This window comes from Flavobacterium frigoris (genome assembly GCF_900111075.1).
GTDB classification, from domain to species: Bacteria; Bacteroidota; Bacteroidia; order Flavobacteriales; family Flavobacteriaceae; genus Flavobacterium; species Flavobacterium frigoris.
Window position 1 is genome coordinate 1 of sequence record NZ_FOFZ01000032.1, and the last position, 2564, is coordinate 2564.

The 2564-nt window shown below is 35.3% G+C and carries 2 protein-coding genes; both read right to left on the minus strand.

Annotated features, from left to right (window positions below; genetic code table 11):
- Positions 1-81 precede the first annotated feature (81 nt).
- On the minus strand, positions 82-819 hold the full coding sequence (istB, locus tag BMW63_RS17565; protein ID WP_074724762.1) for an IS21-like element helper ATPase IstB: 738 nt from the start codon (positions 817-819) through the stop codon (positions 82-84).
- A gap of 16 nt (positions 820-835) precedes the next feature.
- Positions 836-2383, minus strand: a complete 1548-nt coding sequence (gene istA, locus BMW63_RS17570) for an IS21 family transposase (RefSeq protein ID WP_074724763.1) — start codon at positions 2381-2383, stop codon at positions 836-838.
- Between the last annotated feature and the right edge of the window lie 181 nt (positions 2384-2564).

Sequence of the window (2564 nt, forward strand, 5' to 3'; positions counted from 1 at the left end):
GGAGCAAAATGACCATCTCCATTTTTCATTAAAAACTACTTTTTTTCATCTGTTAATTAGTATTCAAATATACTTAAAATATTATCCCTTGTTTATGCTTTTTTTCTTTCTCATAGATTCTCCATGGAGTTCGATTCGGTGAGATTGATGTATTAGCCTATCCAAAATTGCATCAGCTATGGTTTTCTCTCCAATGATGTCATACCAACCTTGCACTGGGATCTGCGATGTTACAATAATGGAACCATTGTTATGCCTGTCTTCAATGATTTCTAAAAGGGTAATTCGATTGTGACTATCTAATGCCTGGAGTCCAAAATCATCCAAAATAATAACATCTTGCCTTTCAATTTTAGCCAATTCTCGCAGATAAGAACCATCTGCTTTGGCCATTTTTAATTTAGCAAACAACTTCGAAGTATTAAAATAGCTTACTTTATAGCCTTGTATACAGGCTTGATAACCTAATGCGGTGCCTAAATAACTTTTGCCCACACCAGTGCTTCCAGTGATTAAAATATTTTCATTTTTTTCTACAATTTCACATTCTGCCAGACGCAGTATGGTGTTTCGATCCAGATTACGAGTCTGGTCAAAATGGATACTTTCAATATTTGATTTGTAATGGAATCGGGCGTTGGTGATACTGCGAGCAATACGCCGATTGTGCCTTTCATCCCATTCGGCATCAATAAGCATTGATACAAACTGATCGAGTGTGTAATGGTCTGTTTTTCCGCTTTCAATGGCCGTTTTAAAAGCATTATGCATGCCATAAAGCTTCATTTGTTTCATTTTTGTTACTGTGGATTCATTCATGATTACTTGGTTTTAATTAATTATAATATTGTTTTCCTCTTATGTTACCGTGGATAGGGAGTTCTTGCTCGGGTTCTTGCTCAAAATCAATATGGTCTAAGTTGTTTTCTAAGATGTTTTGTATGGTCTTAAAATTGTAAATCTTAAAATCAAGTGCCCGTTTACAGGCATTTATTAATCGCTGCTTACCAACCTTTTTTTCGAAGTTTAGTATTCCTAAACAACTTTTATAAGCCTGTTCAGGGTGGTTTCTGCTTTCGATTATTTGCAAAATATATTCTCCAACGGACTCATCAATACTAATAGCCCAATCAATGAAGCGAGCAGCGCTCCACTGGGCTACAAATTGATGCGTACTGGCTAAATGCTCTGGGATTGTGGTATAAACATACGGTTTGTAATTCCTTTGATGAATGGCTATCCGATTGTATTTGTAATAGATCTCTACCGTTGATTTAGTATACAATAGTTTGGCTTTTTTCTTTACATATTGATACGGAACACTGTAATAATTTTTGTCTTGACTTAATTGAACATGCCCATTTTGCATGATAGTAGCAAAGGATTGGTATTTGATTTCAAAGCGTTCTTGTGGCAGTGGGCGCAGTTTTTCTTTTTCATCTTCTAAAAATACTTCCAAGCGAGAATATGGGCGTCCCGTGAGTTTTCGACTATTATGGGTGTCTAATAAATCCCATATCTGCTGATTTAATTCTTCCAGAGAAAAGAATTTGGTTTCTTTTAGATTGACATAAATTCTTCTGTATAATATTTTAACAGCCCCTTCAACTAACGACTTATCCCTAGGTTTATAGGCTCTGGCAGGCAAGATTGTAGTTTGATAATGTTCGGCTAAATCAGCTAAGGTTTCATTAATTGTGGGTTCAAAACGACTGCTTTTTATCACTGCAGATTTTAAGTTATCGGGAACAATTGCCGCTGGAGTGCCTTCGAAAAAACGCATAGCATTTTCTACAGAAGTGACGAAATCTTCTTTTTGTTGGCTTATAGAAGCTTCAGCATAAGTATATTGACTGGCTCCCAATATGGCTACAAAAAATTGTACTTCTTTGATTTCCCCAGTGTCGTTATCAATAATGGAGAGTGTTTTTACGGCATAATCCACATACATTTTATCACCAGCTTTGTGATTCATATGCATTACTGGATTGACTCGTTTACTCCATACTTTATAATGATGGGCAAATTGCGAACTCCTGTAACCATCTGGGTTTATGGCAATATATTGTTCCCACATATGTTGTATGGTAACACCAACTTTTTTTAGTTCACGCTCCATTTTAGGGAAAAAATTATGGAGTGTCTGTAATTTGGGATTAATTGATTCAACAGTAGTCTGTGAAAACAAAAGTTCTAGTTCAGCATCTGTTTTTTTATCAATTAATTCAAAGCTTAATCCGAGAACTTCAAATAAAGAAATATATTTCTTTACCGTATTCCTGGAAAGCGATAAGTAGCTACTTATGAATAACTTACGCTTTCCATCACAATAGAATTTAATTACTTTTCTAATTTTACTCATGTCTGTTATTTTGTTTGCCATAATCCGTGTTTTTTTAAACGAATGTATGGTTCTAACAACATGAAAAAGTCAGTAGTTTTTAATAATCAATTTAACCCGAAATCAGGTGGTCAATTTGAACTGGAAAGTGGTGGTCAGTTTGCCCCGGAACTGGTGGTCAATTTACACTGGAAAGTGGTGGTCAATTTGACTGGTTTTTCCA

What these genes read in the sequence shown, in the direction of transcription:
- istB (WP_074724762.1), bottom strand. Translation starts at nt 819, where the DNA reads ATGAATGAATCCACAGTAACAAAAATGAAACAAATGAAGCTTTATGGC.
- istA (WP_074724763.1), bottom strand. Translation starts at nt 2,383, where the DNA reads ATGGCAAACAAAATAACAGACATGAGTAAAATTAGAAAAGTAATTAAA.